The sequence below is a fragment of the Aliarcobacter lanthieri genome (assembly GCF_013201625.1).
In the GTDB taxonomy this organism is placed as follows: Bacteria; Campylobacterota; Campylobacteria; order Campylobacterales; family Arcobacteraceae; genus Aliarcobacter; species Aliarcobacter lanthieri.
Map to the genome: position 1 here is coordinate 1,346,041 of NZ_CP053839.1, position 25,985 is coordinate 1,372,025.

18 protein-coding genes are annotated in these 25,985 nt (G+C 27.8%); 8 read left to right on the forward strand and 10 right to left on the reverse strand.

The genetic code is table 11. The features are described 5' to 3' along the window. Window positions 1-14: 14 nt before the first annotated feature. The gene (locus tag ALANTH_RS06840) at window positions 15-8,609 is read right to left on the reverse strand and encodes a Calx-beta domain-containing protein (RefSeq protein ID WP_026807859.1); all 8,595 of its coding nucleotides are present in this window, start codon (window positions 8,607-8,609) and stop codon (window positions 15-17) included. Window positions 8,610-9,280: 671 nt separating this feature from the next. On the opposite strand from ALANTH_RS06840, the gene ALANTH_RS06845 reads away from it, so the two are divergent. The 7 genes from ALANTH_RS06845 to ALANTH_RS11555 all read left to right on the forward strand — a co-directional run bounded on the left by ALANTH_RS06845 (window position 9,281) and on the right by ALANTH_RS11555 (window position 18,516). Beyond that, window positions 9,281-10,342 carry a replication endonuclease gene (locus ALANTH_RS06845; RefSeq protein WP_026807860.1) on the forward strand — a complete coding sequence of 354 codons (1,062 nt, stop codon included), beginning with the start codon at window positions 9,281-9,283 and terminating at the stop codon, window positions 10,340-10,342. 160 nt (window positions 10,343-10,502) lie between these two features. Then, window positions 10,503-10,799 (forward strand): hypothetical protein, encoded by a 297-nt coding sequence (locus tag ALANTH_RS06850; RefSeq protein ID WP_026804475.1) that lies wholly within the window; start codon window positions 10,503-10,505, stop codon window positions 10,797-10,799. A gap of 62 nt (window positions 10,800-10,861) precedes the next feature. Next, on the forward strand, window positions 10,862-11,845 hold the full coding sequence (locus ALANTH_RS06855; RefSeq protein WP_162175247.1) for a site-specific integrase: 984 nt from the start codon (window positions 10,862-10,864) through the stop codon (window positions 11,843-11,845). A 101-nt stretch (window positions 11,846-11,946) separates the two neighbouring features. Continuing rightward, window positions 11,947-14,694 carry a cytochrome c biogenesis protein CcsA gene (gene ccsA / locus ALANTH_RS06860; RefSeq protein ID WP_026807861.1) on the forward strand — a complete coding sequence of 916 codons (2,748 nt, stop codon included), beginning with the start codon at window positions 11,947-11,949 and terminating at the stop codon, window positions 14,692-14,694. 42 nt (window positions 14,695-14,736) lie between these two features. After that, window positions 14,737-16,023, forward strand: coding sequence for a zinc-binding metallopeptidase family protein (locus ALANTH_RS06865; RefSeq protein ID WP_026807862.1), 1,287 nt, complete (start codon window positions 14,737-14,739; stop codon window positions 16,021-16,023). Window positions 16,024-16,369: 346 nt separating this feature from the next. Next, window positions 16,370-17,311: a cache domain-containing protein gene (locus ALANTH_RS06870; protein WP_051583632.1), complete on the forward strand. Its 942-nt coding sequence runs from the start codon at window positions 16,370-16,372 to the stop codon at window positions 17,309-17,311. A 77-nt stretch (window positions 17,312-17,388) separates the two neighbouring features. Continuing rightward, entirely contained in the window at window positions 17,389-18,516 is a 1,128-nt protein-coding gene (locus ALANTH_RS11555) for a methyl-accepting chemotaxis protein (RefSeq protein WP_051583633.1), read from the forward strand. A gap of 41 nt (window positions 18,517-18,557) precedes the next feature. Here ALANTH_RS11555 and guaB read toward each other — a convergent pair whose 3' ends face one another. From guaB to rpmJ, 8 genes are all read right to left on the reverse strand, one after another. Further along, window positions 18,558-20,003, reverse strand: a complete 1,446-nt coding sequence (guaB, locus tag ALANTH_RS06880; protein ID WP_026807863.1) for an IMP dehydrogenase — start codon at window positions 20,001-20,003, stop codon at window positions 18,558-18,560. Window positions 20,004-20,021: 18 nt separating this feature from the next. Further along, window positions 20,022-21,380 carry an Asp-tRNA(Asn)/Glu-tRNA(Gln) amidotransferase subunit GatA gene (gene gatA, locus ALANTH_RS06885; RefSeq protein ID WP_026807864.1) on the reverse strand — a complete coding sequence of 453 codons (1,359 nt, stop codon included), beginning with the start codon at window positions 21,378-21,380 and terminating at the stop codon, window positions 20,022-20,024. Between the two features lie 161 nt (window positions 21,381-21,541). Next, window positions 21,542-21,892 (reverse strand): 50S ribosomal protein L17, encoded by a 351-nt coding sequence (gene rplQ, locus ALANTH_RS06890; protein WP_026804481.1) that lies wholly within the window; start codon window positions 21,890-21,892, stop codon window positions 21,542-21,544. A 14-nt stretch (window positions 21,893-21,906) separates the two neighbouring features. Further along, window positions 21,907-22,905 (reverse strand): DNA-directed RNA polymerase subunit alpha, encoded by a 999-nt coding sequence (locus tag ALANTH_RS06895; RefSeq protein ID WP_026804482.1) that lies wholly within the window; start codon window positions 22,903-22,905, stop codon window positions 21,907-21,909. A gap of 21 nt (window positions 22,906-22,926) precedes the next feature. Then, complete coding sequence (gene rpsD / locus ALANTH_RS06900; RefSeq protein ID WP_026804483.1) at window positions 22,927-23,553, reverse strand: 30S ribosomal protein S4; 627 nt, start codon at window positions 23,551-23,553, stop codon at window positions 22,927-22,929. A gap of 10 nt (window positions 23,554-23,563) precedes the next feature. Continuing rightward, window positions 23,564-23,956 (reverse strand): 30S ribosomal protein S11, encoded by a 393-nt coding sequence (gene rpsK / locus ALANTH_RS06905; RefSeq protein ID WP_026804484.1) that lies wholly within the window; start codon window positions 23,954-23,956, stop codon window positions 23,564-23,566. A gap of 10 nt (window positions 23,957-23,966) precedes the next feature. After that, a complete protein-coding gene (gene rpsM / locus ALANTH_RS06910; protein WP_026804485.1) occupies window positions 23,967-24,335 on the reverse strand; it encodes a 30S ribosomal protein S13 in 369 nt (122 codons plus the stop codon). A 5-nt stretch (window positions 24,336-24,340) separates the two neighbouring features. Continuing rightward, window positions 24,341-24,454 (reverse strand): 50S ribosomal protein L36, encoded by a 114-nt coding sequence (gene rpmJ, locus ALANTH_RS06915; protein ID WP_004509205.1) that lies wholly within the window; start codon window positions 24,452-24,454, stop codon window positions 24,341-24,343. A 237-nt stretch (window positions 24,455-24,691) separates the two neighbouring features. Between rpmJ and ALANTH_RS06920 the strand changes: the two genes are divergently transcribed. Then, the gene (locus tag ALANTH_RS06920) at window positions 24,692-25,048 is read left to right on the forward strand and encodes an HIT family protein (RefSeq protein WP_202961206.1); all 357 of its coding nucleotides are present in this window, start codon (window positions 24,692-24,694) and stop codon (window positions 25,046-25,048) included. Between the two features lie 7 nt (window positions 25,049-25,055). Here the strand turns inward: ALANTH_RS06920 and ALANTH_RS06925 are convergent, their stop codons facing one another. Then, on the reverse strand, window positions 25,056-25,985 hold the full coding sequence (locus tag ALANTH_RS06925; protein ID WP_026804487.1) for a DHHA1 domain-containing protein: 930 nt from the start codon (window positions 25,983-25,985) through the stop codon (window positions 25,056-25,058).

The following is a 25,985-nucleotide window of genomic DNA, read 5'->3' on the forward strand; positions in this document are numbered from 1 at the left end:
TACTCTCTTTTTATTTATAATGGTTGTTCAATTTCTTGCTGAACTTTTACTTTAACAGTCGGATCTAATGTATTCGTATATTCATAATATCCATTAGTAATTTCAGATGATTTCAGCCATTGATTATCATCTGCAAATGTCACCTTATCCTTATTAGTTCCATTTCCACCACCTAAAATTGTAATATTTATCTCTCCATTTTCTTTTTTACCCATATCTAAAACATCTTTTAGCGTTAAGTTTAGCAGTTCATTTTTAGCACCATTATTAGAACCCAAATTGATAGTTGTTATATCTTTTAATCCAATATTATAATTTTCTCCAGTTTTTATATCTCCAATATTATCAAAGTTCATATTAAGCTCTTTATCAAAAGTAAATGTTCCAGAAATAGATTTTATTTCTACAAGATCTCCAGATATATCAACTTTATTTGACTCATAGTTAGTACCAGTTAGAGGATTCCCACTTTCATCTAGTTCTTGTGTCCAAGCTTTTGCAGTTACACTAGTAGTAGCTTTTGTATCCATAAATTGGATTTTATTTATATCATCTACTTTTATACCTGAAATTGTCCATTTAGAGCCATCCCAAACTGCTTGATTTGTTAAGCTTCCATCTTTTAATTTAAACTGTGCATTTGAACTCAGTCCATTAAGTTCAAGATTCATAACCTCACTACCATCAACATCTTTCATATTTGCATTTAGTTGTAGATCTGCCCACTGGAATACATTTTTAGTAGCTTTTGTACCACTAATACTTTCAAAACCATCTGCAACAGATTCTATTTTTCCAGTAGAATTTATAGTTTTTTCAATAGGAGTTGATAAATTTTGCTCATATATAGATAGACTAACATCAAAATTAAAAGTTCCTGCCCAGTTTTCTGGAGCGTTTACATATATTTCAGGGATTGTATTACTTCCATTTGTTGGGATTAACCATTTATTTACCCCTACATTTACTTTATCCCCATTTGGATTTAAAGTATAGTTTCCAGTTGAAGTTCCAATATTTGTAGCCATTTTTAAAGTTGTGCCATCCATATACCAAACTGTCATACCATTTGGTATTTTATCTAATACTATATTTCCTAGAGTTTCAGATTTATCTGTTATTACTAGTGGAACAGTTCCATCTGTAATTGTTATTTTTATTGGATTTGCAAGTCCTGCAATAGCTAAATCTTCTGTTCCTGTTGCTACAACTGTACTAGCATCTAAATTTGTATCAATAACGGGAGTTACAGTAATAGTTTTATCTCCTTTTGAGTCTAAAGTTACAGTGCTTCCTATTTCGTTATTTTGTACACTTACTTCAAACTTCACTTCACCATCTCTATTATTTGCTGATTTATATGTTAATCCATCTATATCTCCAACTGAAAAAACAGACTTATCGCTCTTTTGAATACTATACACAGTATTCCCATTTGAATCAGTAGATGTAGATGAAATTATATACCCAGCTGGTACAGTAAATGTTCCATTAGTCCCACCACCATCTACTATATCTTTCCAAGTTTCAATAATAGTTATATTAATAGTATTTCCTAGCACTGTTTTAGTACCATCACTTGGATTTGATAGATTTATATTTATAATACTTGTTCCATCTTCATTTATATTATTTGCTGTAATAGTTACAGTCATAGGGTCTGTTACAGGTGTAATATCATTTTGATGATTATTTATTGGTGTACCCTCTTTAAATGTACCACCATCCCAAGTAGAAATCATTGCACTAAATGTCATCTTTCCATTTATATCTCCACCTGTATTCATATCTTTTGGTGGAGTTACTATAACATTTGATAGTTTAGTCATAATATCTGCTGCATTTCCATTTCCTACAACTACATAGAAAGTTTTTCCACCTTCAACATAAGAGTAATCATATCCAGTTACAACTGTTCCAGTAGGAAAATCTGTTATTGTTATAGCATAATTTCCATTGTCTGGATGTCCATTTTCAGCAGTTACAACTATTGATTTTCCTAGATTATATTCATCTTGTTTTCCATCAGTTTTTGGATCACTATCATTGTCTTCATAGATAGTTGTTGGTTGTGTACTTAAATTAAATAGTGGTGGAGTTCCATGTCCAGTTCCTGGAGTATAATCGTGTCCTTTTTCAATTTTTATAGTTTGTGAATCACTCTTTACTTCTGCATCTCCACTATCCTTTGTATAAGTTGTGATTTTTATATCTCTATCTTCAAAGTTTGAACCAGGATGTACTTTAAAAGTAATTTCTGATGAAGCACCATCTATATTAAGTGCTTTATCAGTTGGATTATTTATAACCCAAATACCATTGTGTGGGCTTCCATTGTATCCATAATATGTAGCACCAATAACTTCTACTCCTTGAGGTACACCACTTATAACTATTTCTTGTACAGTTTCACTACCATCTTTGTCATCACTTGTAGTTTTAAAAGATACTTTAAATTCTGCACTAGGTTCTTTTATAGTTACAGTTTTATCTGTAATAGTTACTTTTGAATTGTCTACAGTAGTTATAGTATCTAGAGTCAATTTAGGTATATCTGTAACAGCTTTAATATTTAACTCATAATCAAAGTTTGATGTTTTTGTATCAGATACTCCATTCGCTGTATCTTTTACGATATATTTTACATCAAATTTGTAGTTTCCATGAGTATGTTCTGTTGTATTTAGTGCATATATATTTTCCCATTGAGCTTTTGTTAATTCATAATATCCATCTACATTTTGTATTAAAGTTGTTACTGCTACTTTATCTTCACCATTTCCAATATATAAAGTGAAATCTTTAGATAAAATATCAGAAGCTTTTATCATAATACTCTCTAAAGTTTCATCATTATCTCCATTTTTATGAGCAATATCAAAATCAACTTTAAATATGCTATCTTCATTTCCTGTTGTAGATTTAGAAATTTCAGCCTCTGCGACAGGTGATACAAACAATTTAACAGTTTGCTCAAAGTGTGTTTTACTACTATTTTCTCCAGACTGTTCTGTTGTAATATATTTTAATTTTATATCTCCTAATGTTCCACTAAAGTTTTTATCAAATTGTAATTTAATTTTGTCTAAATCTGTAGATTTTATTACATACTCATTTCCATATACCCTATATGTTGCACCATCTACCATAGTAACACCAGAAGGAAGAGTGATTTTAATAGATAGAACTTCTGAACCATCATTGTCATATGAACTTGGAGTATTTTTATAAATATCTTTTAGATAAAACACCTCATCTTCTATAGCCTTGATATATTTTGTTCCACCAATAGTTACAACTTTATCATCACTATCTACAAGTTCAGTATTTATAGGCTCATCTGCAATATTCTTTACTATTACACTCATATCAAGAGGATTTCCACTATTGTATTGTTCTTTACTAATTATAGTTTGTCCATCTATTATAGCACTTGATACTTTTTCTCCACTTATTTTGAAAGTATAATCTTTATCATCATTGTGTGGTGGTATAAATGTTGGTAGTTTTGAGTTTTGATAATCTAATATCTCTACTTTATAAGTACCATCACCATTTAAAGATACAGAAATATTCCCAGTTTTTCCATCTGTTAAAACTGTTTTTGTTGTCCATTCACTACCATTTTTTGTATATTCAATAACTTGTCCATTTTCAACACCAATTAATTTATAATTTTTTGTACTATTATCAAATATATACAAACTTCCACCAACTGGTACTTTATCTATGAAAATAGTTGCAGTTTCACCTTTTGCCACTAAATTTGAACCTTTTGGTTCAATATTTAATTTTAAACCTTTTGTTGGGTCTGTAATATTTCCACTACTTGAAACAGCTCCTCCTGTTGTATTTAATTTATTGTTATTTTCTCTTCCTGCATCTTCATTTCCAATAGCTTGTGCTATTTGAATAGTTTGATTTGATGGATCACTTATAACAACTGGATTTACATTTATCTTAAAGTTTACAGAGTCTGTTTTTATATCCCCCCATTTACTGCTATCAGAAATCTCTTCTACTCCTTTGTCTTGTACTTTTAAAGTGATAGTTCCATTTACAGTTCCTGCATAGTATTCTGGGAATTTTATACTAAAATCAGGATCAGCATTTTTATTGTTTGCATCATTAAATACTATTGTAGCTTTTCCATTATCACTTGCTGTTACTGTGTAACTTTGTCCACCAATAGTTACAACTGTGCCTTGTGGTAAACCTGTGATTTCATAAGTTCTTTTTTCACTTCCATCTAAATCACCTTTTGTTCCACCATCTCCATTTAAAGCTCCACTTGTAGGAGATAAAATATTTTTGATATTTAATACAGTATCTTTTTGTTTATTTACATCTGTAAACGTATATGTTTTATCTGCATTACTTATAGTTCCATTTGAGTTATTGTCCCATTTTATAGATATATTATCTGTAACTGGTAGAATATTTACTGTCATATCTGCTGATGTTTCTGATTTATACTCATCTTCTCCAATCAATGGTTTATTGTCATCATCTAACTCATAAGATGTTACTTTTATAGTAATTTTTATATCTGTATCATTATCTTCTGCATGTTGGATTTTTAAGTTTTCATACTCTGTTCTTGTAAGATATAAAACATTTCCACCTTTTGCTGGTAGTGTTCCACTATGATGATAAGATGTATCTATATCTGTTCCACCTGAAGTTTTTACTATTACAATTTTTATTTCTTGATTATTTGATGAAATAGTTAAAACTTCATCATTTTCACTATATAGTTTTGCACCATTTATAGCTGAACCATTTGTAAATGTAAGAGTTATTTCCCCATTTCTTTCAGGATGATCTCCATTAGCTCCATTTTTATCTACTTGATCTTTTGATAAACTTGGTACTTTAAGTTCTAAAGCTACTTTATTTGTACCTTCTTGAGTATTTTTATTATCCTCATAAGTTTCTACATTCTTTACAAAAATAGTTGGTGCATCAGCTACTGGTTTTACATTTACTGTAACTGTTGCTGTTGCTTCATCTCCATCAAAATCTGTTACTGTATATGAGAACTGTGGGCTTTTTGTAAAATCATAATTACTATAATCAGGTGATGGAGTGAATTTTACTGTACCATCTCCATGATTTAAAAGTTTTCCAATAGGATATTCTTTATTCGTATCCGATGGTTCATAAATATCAATTTCTGCACCTTTTGCAAGATCAATACCATTAATTTTAATAGTTCCATCTTTAAATGCTTCATTTGAAAGTCTAATAGTTGTATCTGTATCTTCATTTGTACTTACTGTTATAGGTTGTGCTACAGGTACAGAATCTACTACTGTTACATTAAAAGTTTTATTCACCGATGTTGTTCCATTTGATGTTACATTAAATTGGAATGGTAAAACAAAACTTTCATCATTAGTTGGTTTAATATGATCCATTGTTTCTAAAAGTTTAAAATCATATACATCATTTCCACTGCCATCTTTTTTAAGTTCTACTGTAAATACTGTTTTTCCATCTGTTCTTTTTGCTGTTAATATTGTTCCACTTTCGTTATAGCTATAAGTAATGTCTTGTCCATTACTTTTCTCAGTAGAAGTTATAATAGATTTATCAAAAGATACTGTATATGTACCATTATTTGGATTTTTAATACCCAAAGAATTATCTTTAGAGTCCTCTCTATCATCTGAAGAATTATTTAATCCATCTTCATAAACTATTGTATCTACAGGATTTCCTAACGTAATACCATCTTTTATAGTTCCAGTTACTGATCTTTCAGCACCGTTTGGATTACCAATAGCAATATTCTCAAATTTGCCATCTTTTTGAGCTACATTTGTGATAGTTAATGTATAAACTTCATCTCCTTCAGAAGTAAAATCATCAATTGTTTTATTTGTAATTGGTAATTTATAAATACCATTTTCATCTTTTGGTGTAGATGATGTTATTTTTACAGTTTCTAGTCTTATATTTGAGAAATCAGCATTTTCTACAGTTCCTGTTGTTGAAGTATATTGTAATGTTACAGTTATTTCTTCTCCATCAGGAATTATTACTGGATCTCCATTTTTATCTACAAGTTGTATATGATGAACTAAATCCCAACCTTCTACAGTTTCAGCATTATTTATAATTTTTACATATACCGTATCTTCTTTTCCATATCCTTGTCCATCTACTGTTGGATTTTCACTAATAGGTGCATTTGTTGTTGGATCATTATCTGTAATAGTTGAAGTTACTGTATCTCTTGTTGTATCTATAGATGGGTTTTCATATTTACTTCCATCTATGATAGAATCTATTTTTACAGTAAATATTTCATTATTATCTCTTACATAATCATCATTTGTTTGTACGTCAAATACTTCTCCAAGAGATACTTCTTTGTCTTTTAAATATTGATAATCTTCACTTCCATCAAGTTGAGGTTTAACAGAATTTCCACCTTTTGCACCATCAGCTACATCATATGTTGAAACTTTTACTTTACCATCTTGTATAAGTACATTATTGTCTTTATCAACAGCAACTGCTACATAGTACAATTTACCACTTTCAGGAGTTATATTGTTATCATTGTATACTAATTTTCCATTGCTATCAGTAATATCTGCAATTGTAATTGCAGAAGAAGTTACAGCAACAAGTAGAATTTTTACTTCTGTACCATTATCATTTATTTCTGTAGTTGTAGTATTTGATGGATTTGGTACTTTTATAGTGTCTAATCCTGTATATTCATTGAATTTAATATTTTCAAATTCATTAGTATCTATATCTTCTATTTTTAATGTATAACTTTCTTTCCCTTCTGTATAAACATCATCTTTTGTTTCAATTGTGAAATCTATAGATGATTTATCTTTGGGAATTTCAATAGTAAAAGTATCTTTTGTAGTGTCAGTAACTTCTATACCATTAATTTTCAATAAATCTTTTAAATCAGCTGGATTTGTTGTTGAACCAGAAAATTTAATAGTTACATCTGTAGGATTTGAAACTTTTACTTCATTTCCTTTATAATCAACAAGTTTAACTGTGTATGTAACTACTTCACCTTCAACTACTGAAGATTTATTTGCTGTAATTACTGCATATACTGTATCTTCTGCTCCATAAGTAATACTATTTGTATCCGAACCACCCGAAACAATATCTGCATTTTTTGTTGTTGTATTATCTAATATTGTTGTTGTTACATATTTTTGATTTCCATTTTTATCTCCAATTTTTATATTTTCGAATTCACCAGTTGATTCTACCCCTGCTATCTCAATACTAAAATTTTCTCCATTATCTGCTACATAATCATCTAATGTCTTTACTTCAAAAATTTGTGATTTTGAAGTTCCCTCTTTAATGATAATATCTTCTTTTATATATTCACCATCTTTATACTCTGTATCATCATTTGAAGTTGTTATATTTTTGTATACTACTGTTACTTTTGTATCTTTTGTTACAATTACTTCTTTTCCATCTTTATCTACAATTTGAACTATATATTTTGCTATATCACCTTCATTTACAATTTTATCACCACTAACAAGTACAAATACAGTATCTTCTTCTCCATAAGTTCCATATGCACTATCAGGTTTATTTGGATCAAGAGGGTTATTATTTGCTAAAGGATTATCTAAGATAGTCCCTATTCCCTCTGATTTTACTATATTTACATTTCCAATTGGATTTGTTAAAGTTACTTTAAATTGTTCACTTTTTTCATAATAGTAATCATCTTTTATAGGAATTTTTATTTCTCCTACAGAACTACCACTTAAAATTGTAACAACTCCTGTAGAATGGACATAATCTTTACCATCCTCAGCTGTAATATTACTTGTAGCAAAGTCTACAGAAATATTCCCAGATGCTGGTCCATCTAAAGCTACAGTAAATACCATATATCCATCTTGTTCATACATAGTTACATCATCAATACTCAAATTTGCAGGGTGAATAGATGTTGGTGGAGTTACTGTTGGTGGAGTTACTGTTGGTGGAGTTACATTTTCACCTGGTGTAGTAATTGGTCTATCACCTGGATTATTATTTCCTAAAGGTTTTGAATTTAAAGAATCATATTCATCTCCTTTTTCTACCTCTTTATAAGTTTGAGTTTTTACCCAAAATTTTTTTCTTAGATCACTTATAACATCTACAATATCTCCATCTCTATTTGCAAAAGTACCGATACTTCCTTCTTCAATTTCTTCATCTTCTTCACCGGCTGTTGTTTCTTCTTCAGTTATATCTAGAAAACCATCAAAATTGGCATCTGTTAAATCACTCCAAACATCAGTACTATTTTTATATGTATCTAAAATTTGTTCTATTCCTTCTCTTGTAAAAAACAACTCTTCATTTCCAAATGCTGTTTCTATTAAAGAGCTATCTATTAATTGTTTTTGACCTTCAGATAAAACAATTACATCATTTCCATCTAAAACTATTTCTATCTTAGCAGAACTTGAATTTGAATCAACTCCATAAACTGTGTCATCTTCAAATATAATATCCCCTACTTTTAACTCATTTATATTATCATTTTTATCTTTTACTAAGAACTTTCCATTCTCTATAAATTGTACTTTTCCAGCTTGAGTTGACATGAGTATCCTTCTAATTTTTATATTTGGAAAAATATTATCTTTTAATATTAATAAAAGATAGTACCCCTTTGGGTACTTATTACCATTTTAAAATCATTAGTTATCTATCTTTCAAGATTAAACTTCTATTGGATACCATTCCATTAACATATAATTAGAAAAGCAAATGATTAAAACATATTAAACAAACTAACAAAAGCCTTTAATAGCACTCTTACAGACATTCTTATTTTATTTAAAATTTTAAATATATGGTTTAATATTCTATTCTTTTGTACAAATTTAACACACTTTGTACAGTGTGTACATACAATTATTTATATTACATATTGACAATACTAATAAATTTAATTATAATTATTAAATTAGTCGTATAAGAAATATTTATATAAATCGATTAAGTCTTAATATATGTCGCAACAAATTTTTGTGTAGGTCGATAATTCATACAAACAAATCAAAAGTTATTTTTAAAGGCTCAATTTTTTATTTATAAAAAATGAGCAAACAAACGGTTTTTTAGTTATTTACACAATAATATTTTAATCCGTTTGTTACAGAGTACAGAAGTAAAAAGGCTTTTTTGACTTAATCGTGTAGGTTACGGAGCGATTGTCAAAAGCCCTTGATTACTTTTAAAAAAGTTACTACATAAATTAAAAGGAATAAAAATGTATGGATTATCACAAGATGATTTTACTAGTATAGATAGTAAACTCATAAAACAAGAAAAATATATAAAAAATATGTTTTTTAATTTTGGAATTGAAAATGAACAAAAGTCTATTTTAGATTTTACATATTCAGCAAATTTAAATCCTAATAAATATTTTGCAGAAATGAATAATAGAATAAATAGTATTTTCAAATATGCAAATGAAAAAAAGTTAAAACCAGTTTTTTGTACTATTACTGCACCTAGTAAATATCATCAAACTGATAAAAATAGAAAACTCATATTATCTCCAAATCAAACTGCAAAAGACTTAACTCAAACTTTTAATAAATTTACTAATATACAAGTTTTTCAAAAACTAAGAAAAGAGTTAGGAGAAAGTCTAACTTATTTTAGAGTAAATGAGCCACATAAGAGTGGAGTTCCACATACTCATATAATGCTATTTTTACCTAATCACTATATTTTAGAAGTAAAACAAAAATTTTATGAATATTTTACAAATAAAGTAAGATGGGGTAATAATGTAAAAAGCTTAGATTTTAGATATACATTTTACAATGTTAAAGGGGCTATATCCTATTTAATGAAATATATAACTAAAACTTTTAAGAATGAGAATAACTCAAAGAATAAAGCTTGGTATTGGTATATAAAAAATAATGTAAGGCGATTTTCTTGTTCAAGAACTTTAGCCCCTTTAATGGTTTATAGAAAAATTAGATATTTTTTTAAAGATAAATATCAAGATGACTATTTAGAAATTTCAAAACTATTAAAAGAAAAGAATATTCTTAGGTTATTTGATGATACAACTTATAATTATATGTTTTATAATAAATCAACTGGTGAAATAGAAGAAATAAATATATGGCAGAAAAATACAGATTTAATATTAAGGAGTAGAATAAAAAAAGATAAAATAATATCTTTAAAATATTCTAAAAAAGAATTTAAAACAAATTTAATAGCATTTGTATCAGATTTTGAAAAATATATTTATTCAAAAAAAATGAATAAATTCATTTTAATGCCAGTTATTCCATCTTTACTTTAAGATTATCAACTAAATAATTATTTCAATATATTAAACAAAAATATAGATAATATAAATTTAATTCATTTTGGAATTACAAAAAATGAAATGATAAAAAGAGGTTTTTTACAAGAAGATTATATTAATCCTGCTTTATATACTCCAATTTTAGGAGAATATAATGAGTTTAGTTGATATTAGTACAATAAATTTAATTCCAAAAGTTCTTGAAGAAATGCAAAATCTTAAAAAAGATATACACGAATTAAAACAACATTTAAAACCTAAATATGATTTGAGTAGAAGAAATGGAGTTATGAAATATTTAAATATTTCAGATAGTACAATATCTAAATATATAAAAGAAGGTACTTTTAAAGAAGGTTATCACTATTATAGAGAAATAAAGGGAAGAAAATCTATAATAAAATATGTAAGCGGTGCTATTGAAGAGTTCAAAAAGGACAAAACAAAATGAAACTTTACAATAGAAACGGGATTTTATACATCTATGTTAATGGTGTTCGTAAAAGTAGCGGTTTGAAAGATACAAAAGAAAATCGTAAACTACTAGAAAACCATTATAAAAATGATGAGTTCTATGAAAAATTTAATGTTAAAAATAAAGGTAAGACTATAATTGAATTTTGTGAAGAAGTCTTGATTGAGAAAGAAAAAAGACTTCAACCAACGACAATAAATACCTACTATGGTTTATTTTCAAGTAGGATTATACCTTTTTTTGATAAAAAATATCCACATGAGATAAGCCCTTTTATGTTAAAAGAATGGTATAAAACTTTTAAAGATAGAAGTACATTAAATACTTGTGTAGCTGGAATTTTAAAACCAGCTTTTGAAAATGCCATTATAGATGGATATATAAAAACAAGCCCTTTTATAGTTAGCTTCCCTACTTTAAAAAGTGATTATGAAATAAAACCTTTTAATTTACAAGAAATAAAACTAATTTTAGATAATGCTGATGGTTGGTTTAAAAACTTTTTAGGTATTGCATTTTTTACTGGTGCAAGAACTGGTGAAATTCTAGCTTTAGAGTGGAAAGATATAAATTTTGAAGAGAATACTATATCTATAACGAAAACTAGAACTATGGGATTAACGAAAACTCCTAAAACTAGGAGTAGTTACAGAACAATAGATATGCTTATACAATGCGAAACTTTTTTAAAAGAACAAAGAAAGATAACTGGACTAAGTGAAAGTTTGTTTGTTTTAAAAGGTTATAAAAACAAAAAGTTATATAATAGTTCCTCACTTATATTATATTGGAAAAAAATATTAGAAAAATGTAAGTTAGAATATAGAAGCATTTATCAAACCAGGCATAGTTTTGCTAGTAATATGCTATCTAACAAAGAAGATATATTTTGGGTTTCTCAGATGCTAGGTCATAAAAGTATAAATATAACAAGTGAAAAATATTCTAAATATATAAAAAGTAATAGAGATAAAAAAACTACTTTTTTAGACAATGAATATTTATATTTTGTACAAAATTGACACACCAATATCTTTAAACACCAACATATAATGATAGTCTATTAACATATAATTAATCTATTAGTTATAAAATCTCGTAAAAATCTAACAAAGGATACTTTTTGAATTTAAAAAATATTTTGTTCTCTTTTAAAACCACCCTGCTATTACTGGCTATTTTGGGTATGGGAGCTGGAGTTGCTACATTCATAGAAAATGATTATGGTACATCATCAGCTAGAGTTTTAGTATATAATAATCTTTGGTATGAAATTATTATGGTTTTAACTACTATAAATCTAATAGGAATAATCTATAGATTTAAAATGTGGAAGAATCTTCCTAGGTTTCTATTTCACTTCTCATTTGTAGTTATCTTAGTAGGTGCAATAATTACTAGGTATGTTGGATATGAAGGTGTTATGCAAATACCAGAAGGTGATACAACAAATCAAATGATTTCACTAGATCCTTATTTACAAGTAACAGTAAAAGATGGTGAGAGAGTAATTGCTTATGAAGAATATCAAAAAGAATTCACTTCATTACTTCCTGAAATAAATAACTTCTCTCACACAATATCTTTTGATAATAACAAATTAATTTTAGATTATAAAAACTTCCAATTTGAAAAAAAAGAACAAGCTAGTATGGGATTACTTAGCCTTGAAGTTAGTTTAAATGATAAAAAAGAGTTTATTCGTGTTCCAGGGCAAAGAGGACAAATAGGGATACCAAGAGAACTACAATTTGATAAATATACAGTTATCTTAGAATATGGTTCAAAATTTATTGAATTACCATTTTCAATAAGATTAAATGAATTTCAATTAGATAGATATCCTGGAAGTATGGCTCCATCATCTTATGCTAGTGAAGTTACAGTTATAAAAGATGAAAAAACTTATGACTATAGAATCTTTATGAATAGAACTTTAAGTGAAGGGAATTTTTTATTTTTCCAAAGTTCATATTTTCCAGATGAGTCAGGAACAGTACTATCTGTAAATAATGACCCAGGTAAATGGCCAACATATTTTGGATATTTTTTACTTACTTTAGGATTAGTTTTAAACTTCTTTGATAAAAAATCAAGATTTAGGAAACTTATAAAATATGTAGGTGATAAAAACATAGCTATATTTGTTTTAGCACTCTGTATTAGCTTAGGTTCACCTCTACAAGCAGTTGAACCAACAGAACAAGGAGATGTAGATAGAATCAATATAACAGTTGATTATCTAAATAAATTAAAAGATGAATCTAATTTAACAGCAGATAAATTCGGACATTTAATTGTACAAAGTAGTGGTGGAAGAATGAAACCATTAGCAACTTTAAATCGAGAGATTGTTCAAAAGCTAAGTGGAAGTGCATCATTTTTAGGTATGAATTCAGATCAAATAATATTAGGAATGCTTTCTCGTCCTGATGTTTGGAAAGATGTAAAAATTATAAAAATCCAAACTCCAAAATTAAAAAAATTCTTAGGAATTGATGAAAAAGAGCAATATATGTCTTTTTCAGAAGCTTTTGATGAAAAAGGTGAATATATTTTAACTAGTGAATCTGAAAAAGCATTCCAAACAAAACCAATTGAACGTGGAACTTATGAAAAGGATATCATAAAAGTTGAAGAAAAATTAAATATTATTTATTCTGTTTTTAATGGTGCTTTATTAAATATTTTTCCAAGAGTTTATGATGAACATAGCCCTGATGATAACTTTAAATGGTATTCTCCAATAGAAGCTATGCAAGAATTTACTGGACAAAATCAAGCAGCTATAAACTCTGTAATTAGAGGATTAATGAACTCTTTAGTTGAAAGTGATTGGGAAAGTGCGAATAACTATATAGATATGATAGCTTTATATCAAGATAAAGTTGGAGATAATATAAAACCTTCAAAATCAAAAGTTAATGCAGAAATCATATTCAATAAATTAGATATATTCTTTAAATTAACTGGTGCATATATGCTTTTAGGTCTTGTGATGGTTGTCTTAGCATTTATAATTATATTCAAACCAGAATTCAAAGCTCAGAAAACAACAAAAATTATATTTATTATATTATCAATTTTATTTGCTATACAAACTTTTGGTATGGGATATAGATGGTACTTATCAGGACATGCTCCATGGAGTGATATATATGAAACTTTAGTTTATATCTCTTGGTCAGCTATTTTTGCTGGAGTAATATTTTTTAGAAAATCTTTATTGGCTTTAGGTGCAGCAGTTATAATTGCAGGAATTTTTATGTTTACTGCTCACTTAACAGATGTTGATCCACAAATTACAAATTTAGTTCCAGTTTTAAAATCATATTGGTTAACTATCCACGTATCTATTTTAACTGCTTCTTATGGTTTCTTTGGACTTAGTGCAATATTAGGGTTTTTAACTTTAATTATGTTTATGTTCAGAAAAAACAAACCTCATTTAGATGATATTATCAAACATATTAGTGCAATAAATGAAATATCTTTAATTATTGGTTTAGCTTGTATTACAATAGGAAACTTTCTTGGTGGAGTTTGGGCAAATGAATCATGGGGAAGATATTGGGGATGGGATCCAAAAGAGACTTGGGCTTATGTTTCAATAGTTGTTTATGCAATAGTTATTCACTTAAGATTTGTAAAATCTTTAAATACTCCTTATGTTTTAGCAACTGCTTCTCTTTTAGCATTTAGTTCAATTATGATGACTTATTTAGGAGTAAATTTCTATTTATCTGGAATGCACTCTTATGCAACAGGTGATCCTGTTCCTATTCCTACATGGGCGTATGTAACAGTTACAACAGCCTTTATTGCTATATTATTAGCTTATAGAAATAGAGATTTAAGAAATATTGAATAAAAGGGCTTTCAAGCCCTTTTTTATTTATAAAGGAAAATAATTATGTCAAAAGTAATAGATATATTTAAAGAAATCACAGCTATTCCTAGATGTTCAGGAACACATGAACCATTTATAAATTATATGAATAAAATAGCTACAAAACTTGGATATTTATGTCTAATTGATGAAAATAAAAATATTCTATGTAAAAAAGAGAATTCAAAAGCAAAAATAGTTTTTCAATCTCACTATGATATCGTTTGTTTAAAAGATAATTGTGTACCACAAATAGTTGAAGAAGATGAAATATTAAAAGCACTAGATTCTACTTTAGGTGCAGATAATGGTATTGGTTGTTCATATATGATAGCTTTAATGTATGAAGATTTTGATGGAGAATTTTTATTTACAAGTGATGAAGAAATAGGACTTATTGGAGCAAATGGTTTAAATTTACCTATAAAGGCACAATATATGCTAAATCTTGATAGTGAAGATGAAGGTGAAATTTTTATTGGTTGTGCTGGTGGAGTTGATATTATTGCCAAAAATTCAAATAAAAAAATAGTTCCAAATATTGAAAATCTAGAACTTTATGAAATAAGCCTTTTTAATCTTCAAGGTGGACACAGTGGAGTTGATATTAATAAAAATATACCAAATGCTATCAAACTTCTTGTTCAAAGTATCAAAGAATGTGATGGAAAACTTCTTGATATAAATGGTGGAGAGCGTATAAATTCTATCCCTGCAAATGTAAAAGCAATAATTGCTTCAAAAAATATACCACAAAAAACTCATGAAAATATGAATATTATTAAAATAGATACAAAAAGTGAACATTTAAATATTTATGATGATAGTATTGTAGATTTTATTTATAATTTTTCAAATGGAGTAAGAGAATTAAATAGTGAATTAAATGTAGTTCAAGACTCTATAAATTTAGCAATTATAAATACTTCAATAGATGATATTACAATCGAATTGAGTGCTAGATCAATGAATAATGAAAATTTAGAAAAACTAAAAAATGATACTAAAAAAGAGCTTGAAAAAATTGGATTTAGTGTAGAAACTTTTGGAAAATATCCAGCTTGGAAACCAGATATAAACGAATTTACAGAAAAAGTTTTAGATATTTACAAAACATTTACTCCAAATGCATCATTAAAAGCTATTCATGCTGGTTTAGAATGTGCTATTTTCAAGGATAAACTACCAAATCTTAAAATTGCATCTATTGGTCCAACTATAAAATTTCCTCATTCAAAAAAAGAGTTTGTATATAAACAATCTATTGAAAATGTATATGAAATAGTTAAGAAAATAGCTTTTAATTTATAACTTCTCTTAAAAAAAGGAGAGATAATAATCTCCTTTTTTAATATAAAATCTTTTTTACCAAAATATAATAATTAAATATTTTAATTGGTTTCTAAAATACTCATAAACAAATATCATCAAAATAATTTGGGCTCATAATGGAAAGATAAGATAAGATACTACTATTAATATAATAGGATAGATAGAATAGTGAAAAAGAATTGTAATAAAGATTTAAAAAAATTAGAAAATATACTAATAAATTTTCAGTCAATACAATTATCTGACTGTATACAAAGTAAAGATATCAAATATAACTATAACTTCAAAAAACATAAAAAGAAATTAGAAAACAAAAGGGGAAATGATGAAATTAAAAAGTAAGATATTTGTACCAGTTGCAATACTAATTGCAGTTTCGTACACGTACATTATATTAGGATATTTTAATCTATCAAATAATTATGAAACAAGATATACAAATATTAAAGAAAAAGAGATAGGAATAGCTTCAAGAGAAGCACATATTATAGATGAGTTTTTAAAATTTAGGAAAAATCTAATTTTTTCTATGTCAAGTAAAGTTATGATTTTTGATAAAAATGAAGAACTTGAAAAAATTAGAACTATCTCAAATTTATCAAAAGATACAGGAGGCTTTAGTTCTGTTTATATTGGTTATGAAGAAGATGGTTTAATGACAAGATGGAGTGGTAAAGATAGTTCTCCAAAAATAGATAACTATGACTCAAGAACAAGACCTTGGTATAAAGATGCAAAGGAAACTTTACAAACAGGTTTTACAAAACCTTACTTAGATAGTTCTACAAAAAAATTAGCTATTTCAATATATTCTCCTATTATAAATAATATAGATAAAAGTTTCATTGGTGTTGTAAGTTCAGATTTACTTCTAGAAGATATTGTAAATACTGTTTTAAATATAGATTTAGGAGCTGAAGGCTTTGCTTATTTAGTTGATAAAGATGGAAATTATTTAGTTCATAAAAATGAAGAATTAATAGGTAAAGAAAGTACTATCTTTAAAGAATTAAAATCATCTAATCAAAATTTTGCTGAAGTATATTCAAATGATAGAAAAGTCTTAGCTTCAATAGCTTCAATACCTACAAGTTCTTGGTCTTTAGTTCTACAAATTGATAAAACAAAAGCTTTCTATCCAATTTATGAAGATTTAATTAAATTCTTTTTAATTTCTTTAGTATTTTTAATTATAACAATTATTGGATTTATATATTTTATTATCATACATTATCACCTCTTCCAAAACTTCAAGAAGGAGTTATAAATTTCTTTGAATATTTAAAAGGCAATACAAATAATCTTGAAAAGATTATAATAGATACAAAAGATGAATTTAATTCTATGGCAAGTAGGATAAATGAAGGTATTTCATCAGTACAACAAACGTTACTAAGTGATAGAGAGTTTTTAGATAATGTTCAAGATGTAATGTCAAAAATTGAACTTGGCTATTTTAATCAAGAAATAAAAGTAAACCCTACAACAAAAACTCTAATTCATTTAAAAGATACTATAAATGCTGGGCTAAAAAATTTAAAACTGAATTTTGAAGAAATAAATGATACTTTAGATGGTTATATATCAATGAACTATATAAAAAAACTAGATATATGTAGTGTAGATAAAAATAGTACAGTAGAACAACTTATTTGTAAAATTGATATTTTAAGAGAAACGATTATAGATATGTTGAAAGAAAATAAGAAAAATGGAATTACTTTAAATAATAGTGCTAGCTCTTTATTAAAGAATGTAGATGTATTAAATATTGCTTCAAATACTGCTGCTACTTCGCTTGAAGAAACTGCAGCTGCATTAGAAGAAATTATGAGTACTGTTAGTTCAAATACTCAAAATGTTATGATAATGTCACAAAATGCACAAAATTTAAGAGACTCAGTAAAAAAAGGTGAATCTTTAGCTACTAAAACTAATCAATCAATGGACGAAATAAATTCTCAAGTTAGTTCTATTACAGAAGCAATAGAAGTAATTGATCAAATTGCATTTCAAACAAATATTTTAAGCTTAAATGCTGCTGTTGAAGCAGCAACAGCTGGAGAAGTTGGTAAAGGATTTGCAGTAGTTGCGCAAGAAGTAAGAAATCTAGCTAGTAGAAGTGCAGAAGCTGCAAAACAAATAAAAGAATTAGTTGAAACAGCAACAAATAAAGCAAATAGTGGTAAAGATATAGCTAATAATATGATTGAAGATTATAAAATTTTAAATGATAATATAACAAAAACTTTAGATTTATTAGAGGATGTTGCAACATCTTCTAAAGAACAACAATTGGGAATTGAACAAATAACTAATGCTATAAATAATTTAGATATTCAAACACAAAAAAATGCTCAAACTGCTGCAGATACACATAATATTGCAAGAGAAACTCTAAATATTTCAAGTACAGTTTTAACAAATATAGAAAATAAGTTTTTTGAAGAGCAATCTAATAAGATAAATTAAATAAGATAGAATAAAAATTTAAGAGTTAAACTCTTAAATTTTTATACGTGATAGTTTGGAGCCTCATTTGTAATTGTTACATCATGAACATGAGATTCTCTTAATCCAGCACTAGTTATTTCTACAAATTCAGCATTTTCTTGGAAAGTTTTAATATCTTTACTTCCTAAATAGCCCATAGAGCTTCTTAATCCACCAACAAATTGATGAATAATATCAGAAATACTTCCTCTATAAGCAACTCTTCCTTCTATTCCTTCAGGTACAAGTTTATCAGCAGCTGTTCCTTCTTGGAAATATCTATCAGTACTTCCTTTTGTCATAGCTCCAATACTTCCCATTCCTCTATAAGTTTTAAATTTTCTTCCTTGAAAAAGTACAACTTCACCTGGACTCTCATCTGTTCCAGCTAATGCACTTCCCATCATAACACAACTAGCTCCAACAGCTAAAGCTTTTGCTACATCTCCAGAATATTTTATACCACCATCAGCAATAATTGGCGTACCAGTTTTAGCACCTTCAATAGCACATTCATCAATAGCACTCATTTGAGGAACTCCAACACCAGCAACAATTCTTGTTGTACAAATACTTCCAGGACCTATTCCAACTTTAACAGCATCAGCTCCAGCAGCAATCAAATCTCTTGTTGCTTCAGCTGTTGCTACATTTCCAGCTATAAGTTGTACATTCATTTCTGCTTTTATAGCTTTAACAGTATCTAATATACCTTTTGAATGTCCATGTGCAGAATCAAGAACTAATACATCAACCCCAACTGCAACTAATGCTCTTGCTCTATCAAGCTGATTTACACCAATAGCAGCACCAACTCTTAATCTTCCAAATTCATCTTTACAAGCATTTGGATATTCTCTTTTTTTATTTATATCTTTTATTGTGATTAATCCAATTAGTTTGTTATTATCATTAACTATTGGAAGTTTTTCTATCTTATTTTGATGCATAATCTCAGCAGCTTCATCTAAAGTTGTACCTTCTTTAGCTGTAACTAAAGGCATTTTAGTCATTTTTTCATTTGCTTTAAATCTATAATCTTTTGTAAATCTCATATCTCTATTTGTTAAAATTCCAACTAAGATTCCATTTTCATCAACAACAGGAACACCAGAGATTTTATATGTTGCCATAATATCTTCTGCATCTTGTAGTGTTTGAGCTGGTCTTATCGTAATTGGGTCTATTATCATACCTGATTCAGATTTTTTTACTTTTTGGCATTGTAAAACTTGTGATTCAATATCCATATTTTTATGAATTATTCCTATTCCACCAAGTCTTGCCATGGCAATAGCAGCTTGATACTCTGTTACTGTATCCATAGCAGCACTTACAAAAGGAACATTTAACTCTATTTCTTTTGTAAGCTTTGTTTTTGTACAAACCTCTTTTGGTAAAATCTCAGATTTAGCAGGAACTAACAACACATCCTCAAAAGTTAAAGCTCTTTTTCTTATTCTCATTTTAAAATCCTATTTTATTTATTTAGTATAATTTACAGCTTTTTCCATAGATAAAGCACCATCAAATAAAGTTTGTTCTTCAAAACTATTAGCTATTAATTGTAATCCAATTGGTAAATTTTCTTTATCTTTTGCAACAGGTAAGCTAATAGCTGGTAATCCAGCTAGATTTACAGCTATTGTATATAAATCTGTTAAATACATATCTAAAGCTGAACTATAAGCTCCAAATTTAGGAGCAGTTGTTGGAGCAACTGGTGAAAGAATTAAATCTGCATTTTCAAATATTTTATCAAATTCAGCTTTTATAAGACTTCTAACTTTTTGTGCTTTTATATAATAAGCATCATAATATCCTGAACTTAATACAAATGATCCAACCATAATTCTTTTTTGTACTTCATATCCAAAACCTTGAGATTTTGTTTCTACGTACATATCTTTTAATCCACCATCACCTTTTCTAGTACCAAATCTAACTCCATCAAATCTAGCCAAATTTGCACTAGCTTCTGCACTTGCAATAATATAATATGTTGAAATAATTTTATTTGTATCTATCATATTTGTGTGAATAATTTTATGCCCTTGTTCTTCTAAAATTTTAACTGTTTTAGTAAAAGCGTCTTTTATATCATCACTTGCTTGATCAACAAAATTATCAATAACAGCTATTGTAAATTTTCTATTTGCATCTAATTTTGGAGTAACTTTTTCATATTCTATATTTGCACTTGTAGAATCTTTTTCATCATATCCAGCAATAATATCGTATAAAATTGCTGCATCTTCAACATTTTGTGTTATTGGACCACACTGATCAAGAGAAGAAGAATATGCAACTATTCCATATCTTGAAACTCTTCCATAAGTTGGTTTCATTCCAACACAACCACAATATGCAGCTGGTTGTCTAATACTTCCACCAGTATCAGTACCTAAAGCAGCTATTGCTAATCCACCAGCAACAGCTGCAGCACTTCCACCACTACTTCCACCAGGAATTCTTGAACTATCAACTGGATTTAAAGTCTTCCCATGACAAGAAGATTCAGTTGAACTTCCCATTGCAAATTCATCCATATTTGTAAATCCAAAAGGGCTTAATCCAGCATTTTGTAATTTTTCAATAACTGTAGCATTATATGGGGCAATATAACTTCTTAAAATATTACTTGAACACGTAAGTTCCCAATCTTTAACATTTATATTATTTTTAATTGCTATTGGAATACCTGAACCACTTTTATTAATATCTTTATTTTCTAATTGCTCAACATAAGCACCTATATTACTATTTTTGATTTTTGAAGCTAAATCGTCTCTTATTTTTTCTATTTCATCACTTTGTAAACTAAGTGCTTCTTTCAACGTCATATATTGGTTCTCCTATGATTTTTAGGTGTAGTAAACGACTGATTATATCAAATAATGTATAAAAAAAAGGTAAATTAAAGATTTTATAAAAATTGGGAAATTTAGGTATAAAAAAAGGGATAGAAAAACTATCCCTTAGAAGAAGTATCTAACTATATATATTAGATAAAAGAGATGAATGCCATTGGTGTAGCATCACCTTTTCTAATTCTTGTTTTAATTATTGAAGTATATCCACCATTTCTACCTTCGTATTTTGGTGCAATTTCATTAATTAATTTTTTAGTAGCTTCTTTAGATTGTAATTCAGCAAATACATATCTATGTGTATTTAAATCCGCATTTCTAGCAGTAGTTACTAATTTTTCAATATATCTTTTTAATTCTTTTGCTTTTGGAACAGTTGTTTCGATTTTCTCTCTTTCAATAATAGCAATTGCTAAATTCTTTAACAATGCTTTTCTATGAGCAGAAGTTCTATTTAACTTTCTATATCCGTGCTTATGTCTCATATTAAACCCTTATTTTATGCTTTTAATTGCTCTAATTTTCTTCTTAAAGAAGATGCAACATTTTCTGGAAGTGTATTTTCTACTGGATACCCTAATGACTCAAGCTTTTCAGCTATTTCATTATAAGATTTTGTACCAAGATTTTTAATATTTCTTACTTCAACTTCACTCATAAGTACTAACTCACCTAAGTATTTAAGTCCATTTCTATCTAAAGCATTGAAGCTTCTAGCAGTTAAGTTTAATTCATCAATTCTTATAACTAAATCTTTTAATTCAACTGTTTCTTCACTTGAATCACTCATTGTTACTTCAGATAAATCAAATACTTTATTAAATACTGACATTTGTGAATACATAACAGAAACAGCTTCTCTAAATGCAACAATTGGAGAAATTTGTCCATTTGTTATAACATTAAATACAGCTTTTTCAAAGTTAGGATTATCTTCAACTAACATCTTCTCAATATTGTAAACAACTTTCTTAACTGGTGTAAAGAACGCATCGATTGGAATATAATCAGGTCCAACGATTTCTCTAATATCTTCAGATGGCATATACCCAATACCTTTTTGGATAATAACTGTAAACGTTAAGTTACAATCACTATTTATAGTCGCTAAATGTTCGTCTGTTGAAACAACATCTACTTCAGAGTTGATTAAATCTTCACCTTTAATATCTCTTGGTCCATTAAATGTGTATTCAACAACAACTTGATTTTTATCGCTATTTATTTTAAATCTCATATTTTTAAGATTTATAACAAACATAGCAACATCTTCAAGCATTCCTCTTAAAGAGTCGAACTCATGAGTAACACCTTCAATTTTTACAGCAATTGGTGCATAACCAACTGAAGAGCTTAAAAGTAGTCTTCTCAACGGATGAGCTAAAGTAATAGCAAATCCATCTTCAAATGGATAAGCTGTTATTTTAGCTTCATTAGCACTAATAGCCTCAATTTCAACTTCAGTTGGTAAAAACGGAGTTTCTGCAAACTTTTTCATTGGCTACCTTTTTTTTATTTTTTATTTAGAATATAACTCTACAATTAATCTCTCTTCAACAGGAATAACAATCTCTTCTCTTGAAGGTATTCTTGTGAAAATCCCAAATACTTTATCTTTATCTACATTAACCCAATCAACCATTCCTGTTTGATTTGTTAACTCTAATGCTCTAACTATTTGAGGATTAGATTTTGATTTTTCTTTAATTTCAATTTTTTGTCCAGCTTTAACTAGGTAAGAAGGAATATCAACTTTTTTACCATCAACTAAAACATGTCCATGAGTTGTAATTTGTCTAGCAAATGCTCTAGTTGTAGCAAATCCCATTCTATATACAACGTTGTCTAATCTTTGTTCAATTAATGAAATAAGAATAGCTCCTGTATTTCCTTCTCTTCTAACTGCTTCTTTAAAGTAGTTACTGAATTGTTTTTCAGAAACACCATACATAAACTTAACTTTTTGTTTTTCTCTTAATTGTAATCCATATTCAGAAATTTTAGATCTTCTTTGTCCGTGTTGTCCTGGAGCAAATGGTCTTTTTTCTAAAGCACTTTTACCTGAAAGTCTTCTCTCACCTTTTAAACCAAGATCTGCTTCAAGTCTTCTTTCGATTTTTTCTACTGGTCCTCTATATCTTGCCATTATTTACTCCTTACACTCTTCTTCTTTTAGGAGGTCTACAACCATTATGTGGTAATGGTGTAACATCTTTTAACCAAGTAACTCTGATTCCATTAATAGCTCCAACTGATTTAACAGCAGTATCTCTTCCAGAACCTGGCCCTTGGATTTTAATTCCTACATTTTTAATTCCATGTTCCATTGCTTTATTTAAAGCATCTTCAACTGCAGCTTGAGCAGCAAATGGAGTTGATTTTTTAGAACCTTTAAATCCTAAATTTCCAGCACTCGACCATGCAATTGCATTTCCAGCATTATCTGTAACTGTAACCATTGTGTTATTAAAACTAGCAGCTATATGAACTATTCCATCAGCAATGTTTTTTCTTACAATTTTTTTTCTAGTAACTTTTCTTTTTGCCATTTATAATTCCTTATTTAGTTGCTGCACCAACAGTTTTCTTTTTACCTTTTCTTGTTCTAGCATTAGTTTTAGTCTTTTGCCCTCTACAAGGTAAACCTTTTCTATGTCTTAACCCTCTATATGAACCTAAGTCCATTAAAGATTTTATATCCATAGCAACTTTTTTTCTTAAATCCCCTTCTACAAGGTAGTTTTCTTGGATTTCTTTTCTAATTAAAGCAGCTTCATCTTCTGTTAATTCAAATGCTCTTTTATTGAAATCAATTCCAGTTGCATTTAAAATTAGTCTTGAATTGTGTAATCCAATTCCAAAGATGTATGTTAAAGCATACTCCATTCTTTTTTTATTTGGTAAATCAACACCCGCGATTCTTGCCATGTGTCTTATCCTTGTCTTTGTTTATGTTTTTTGTTTTCGCAGATTACTCTTACGATACCTCTTCTTTTGATAACTTTACATTTATCACACATTTTTTTTACTGAAGCTCTTACTTTCATAAGTCTTATCCTTCTTTATTTGTGTTTAATTTTCCACTTTCAACAGGAAAAGCATTTAAAAAACTTTTCCAACTCTCTATAAAATAATTGGTATATTTTATAAAAACTTCTTCAATGGTTGAAAAAACGGAACTGGATTATATTTAATATTTGCTTAAAGCTTGTTGAATATTAATGTATATTTTAACTAATTTTATAGTAACATTTCTATTATTCAAAGAAGGGTTATACATGTCTATAATATTTAAAAATAAATTTATAAATATACAAATTGAAAAAAGTGAAATACCTTGGTTAAAAATATTTACAAATGAACCAATAAAAGAGTTTTCTCATTGTAATATTGAAACTAAACAAGAAATATGGAAGTATTTAGATATGATAGAAAAGGCAATGATAGAATATTTTCAACCAGATAAAATAAATATTGCTTCATTTGGTAATTATGTACCACATGTTCATTTTCATATTATGGCAAGATTTAAGGACGATTCTTTTTTTCCAGAGCCAATGTGGGGAAAGAAACAAAGAGAATCAAATTTAAATTTACCATCATTTGAGAAGTTTTATGAAGAGTTAAAAAATACCTTTTAATCTCTTCTTAACCATCTTGATTTATTTTTTCAGTTAATTCTTCTAAAATTTCTTCTGCTTTTTCTTTATAAATTTGACAAGCACCAGCTTTTATGTGTCCACCACCACCATATTTAAGCATTAACTCACCAATATTAGTATTTGATGTTTTATTTATTATTGATTTTCCTGTACTAAATACAACTTTATCTTTATCTTTTGCCCAAAAAACATGAATAGAAATATTTTGCTCTGGAAAAAGAGTATATGCCATAAATCTATTTCCAGGATATATAATATCTTCATATCTATAATCTATTATAATAAGATTCCCAATAACTTTTGTACACTTTCTAAGTTGTTCTTTAAATTGTTCTTCATACTGAAAATATAAATCAACTCTCTCTTTTACATCTGGTAATTCTAAAATTTCATCAATATTATGTCTTGCACAATAATCAATCAAATCCATCATAAGTTGATAATTTGATATTCGAAAATTTTTAAATCTTCCAAGCCCAGTTCTTGAATCCATTAAAAAACTTAGTAATGCCCAAGCTCTAGGCTCAACTATATCTTCATAAGTAAAATCTGCACTATCTGCTTTATTTGCTCCTAACATCATAGATGTAAAATATCCTGGAAATACTTCATCTCCATTATAATAGTCATAAACAACTTGAGCAGCACTTGCAGCATCTGGATTTATAATATGATTATCTCGTTTTTCATTTCTTAATGTTTCTGAAAAATGGTGATCAAAAGCCAAATATACACCTTCAACATATGGAAGATTTGTAGTTATATCATTTTGTGTAATTTCTATTAAACCATCTTGCATATCTTTTGGATGAACAAAAGTTATTTCATCTATAATATCAAGATATTTTAGTAGTGTTCCACAAACAAGACCATCCATATCACTTCTAGTAACTAATCTATACTTTTTATCACTCAT

Excerpts from the sequence above, each read along its gene's own strand:
- ALANTH_RS06840 (WP_026807859.1), bottom strand. The coding sequence starts at position 8,609 with ATGTCAACTCAAGCTGGAAAAGTACAATTTATAGAGAATGGAAAGTTC.
- ALANTH_RS06845 (WP_026807860.1), top strand. The coding sequence starts at position 9,281 with ATGTATGGATTATCACAAGATGATTTTACTAGTATAGATAGTAAACTC.
- ALANTH_RS06850 (WP_026804475.1), top strand. The coding sequence starts at position 10,503 with ATGAGTTTAGTTGATATTAGTACAATAAATTTAATTCCAAAAGTTCTT.
- ALANTH_RS06865 (WP_026807862.1), top strand. The coding sequence starts at position 14,737 with ATGTCAAAAGTAATAGATATATTTAAAGAAATCACAGCTATTCCTAGA.
- ALANTH_RS06870 (WP_051583632.1), top strand. The coding sequence starts at position 16,370 with ATGAAATTAAAAAGTAAGATATTTGTACCAGTTGCAATACTAATTGCA.
- ALANTH_RS11555 (WP_051583633.1), top strand. The coding sequence starts at position 17,389 with ATGGCAAGTAGGATAAATGAAGGTATTTCATCAGTACAACAAACGTTA.
- guaB (WP_026807863.1), bottom strand. The coding sequence starts at position 20,003 with ATGAGAATAAGAAAAAGAGCTTTAACTTTTGAGGATGTGTTGTTAGTT.
- gatA (WP_026807864.1), bottom strand. The coding sequence starts at position 21,380 with ATGACGTTGAAAGAAGCACTTAGTTTACAAAGTGATGAAATAGAAAAA.
- rplQ (WP_026804481.1), bottom strand. The coding sequence starts at position 21,892 with ATGAGACATAAGCACGGATATAGAAAGTTAAATAGAACTTCTGCTCAT.
- ALANTH_RS06895 (WP_026804482.1), bottom strand. The coding sequence starts at position 22,905 with ATGAAAAAGTTTGCAGAAACTCCGTTTTTACCAACTGAAGTTGAAATT.
- rpsD (WP_026804483.1), bottom strand. The coding sequence starts at position 23,553 with ATGGCAAGATATAGAGGACCAGTAGAAAAAATCGAAAGAAGACTTGAA.
- rpsK (WP_026804484.1), bottom strand. The coding sequence starts at position 23,956 with ATGGCAAAAAGAAAAGTTACTAGAAAAAAAATTGTAAGAAAAAACATT.
- rpsM (WP_026804485.1), bottom strand. The coding sequence starts at position 24,335 with ATGGCAAGAATCGCGGGTGTTGATTTACCAAATAAAAAAAGAATGGAG.
- rpmJ (WP_004509205.1), bottom strand. The coding sequence starts at position 24,454 with ATGAAAGTAAGAGCTTCAGTAAAAAAAATGTGTGATAAATGTAAAGTT.
- ALANTH_RS06925 (WP_026804487.1), bottom strand. The coding sequence starts at position 25,985 with ATGAGTGATAAAAAGTATAGATTAGTTACTAGAAGTGATATGGATGGT.